General features: G+C 32.8%; 2 protein-coding genes. Both read right to left on the reverse strand.

Annotated elements, in window-relative coordinates; genetic code table 11:
- Positions 1-25 precede the first annotated feature (25 nt).
- Positions 26-640: a hypothetical protein gene (locus K1I71_RS09465; protein ID WP_223330850.1), complete on the reverse strand. Its 615-nt coding sequence runs from the start codon at positions 638-640 to the stop codon at positions 26-28.
- Entirely contained in the window at positions 637-1,398 is a 762-nt protein-coding gene (locus K1I71_RS09470) for a DNA-methyltransferase (RefSeq protein ID WP_223330851.1), read from the reverse strand. Before K1I71_RS09470 ends, K1I71_RS09465 begins: the two co-directional genes overlap by 4 nt.
- Positions 1,399-1,487 lie beyond the last annotated feature (89 nt).

Genomic DNA, 1,487 nt, shown 5'->3' on the forward strand with positions numbered 1-1,487 from the left:
ATAACCTCATCTTATGATAAGGCTATTATCTCATATTTTGGTGTCCATTGGATAGGTTTTTAGAGGTGCCCTTAAAATAATATTTACATCCAACACTAATAATGTAATCTAAAGTATCTTTATATCGTGGATTTTTAAACCAATCTTTATCTAATAGATATGAATAACTGACTTCCTTATTTAAAGGAGAAAACAGTTTTTTGTATTGTTTTAATTTAAAATCACATGTTTGTAACTTTTCGTCAACGCTGCCACCTTTACTCTGTGTCTTTTTCTCAACTATATAAACTGTATTTTTACTTACTACAAAAATTGCTTCATCAGGTAATAATTGAGCTGATATAATTTTTGTATAATCAAATCCATCAATTTCATCAAAGTAGCGATAGAGACCAGTTTTTTGGAAAATCTGTCCAACTTCGTCTCCTAAAAATTTTACACTCCATCTAAAAGGTTTCGAACGTAATTTAGTTCCTTTGATAATTTTCGTATTTCCCCCTTGTTCCGTCCTTTTAGTATCATAGTCAATATTCTCAATACTGTAGCCATCTTGACTAGCCAAAAATGTAGGAAAATCCGTTTGTATTTCAAAAGCTAAACCTGTTTTAGTATTTGCTCCTCCAATGCCACCTTTTTTCATTCTATATATTCCAACCTCTTCCTTGCAATTTTTAAATATTCTTTTTCAGCATCGATCCCTATAAATCTTCTACCTAATCGCTTTGCAACAACACCCGTAGTGCCACTGCCAACAAATGGATCTAAAATATAGTCACCCTCTTTAGTAGAGGCCAAAATTATACGTTCCAATAAATATTCTGGTTTTTGTGTTGGATGCTTGCCAGCCCATTTCTCAACTTTTTTCGTCAAAGCACCTGTCCAAACATCTTTCATTTGCTTACCATCATTTAGCTCTTTCATCAAATCGTAATTGTAATAATGACGAGCTTTTTTATCATTTTTTCTTGCCCATAAAATAGTTTCAGTAGAATGAGTAAAATAACGACAGGATAAATTAGGTGCAGGGTTTGTTTTCTGCCAAGTAATGTTATTTAGAATTTTAAAACCTTCTTGCTCTAATGCCATTCCAACTGAGTAAATATTATGTAAACTCCCCGAAATCCAAATAGTCCCATTAGGCTTCAAAACTTCTTTTGCTAAACGAATCCATTTACGATTGAATTCGTGCTTTTCCTCAAAGGAAGAAATCTTATCCCAGTCACCTTTATCTACAGATACAACCTGTCCCCCAGAATTTGATATACCACCGTTACTCAAAAAATATGGAGGATCAGCAAAGATCATGTCCATGCTTTCTGGTTTCATTTTCGATAATAACTTAAACGTATCTGCATGAACAAGAATCATTTTATCTTTATTATAGTATGGTTTTGTCATTAAAACACCTCCATACTTATGGGCACCTCTAAAAACTCCACTCTTATCACAAAAGAAAAAATCAACTGTATGTGTCTCATTTAGTTGGC

This window comes from Streptococcus mitis (genome assembly GCF_019929545.1).
Classification (GTDB): Bacteria; Bacillota; Bacilli; order Lactobacillales; family Streptococcaceae; genus Streptococcus; species Streptococcus mitis_BU.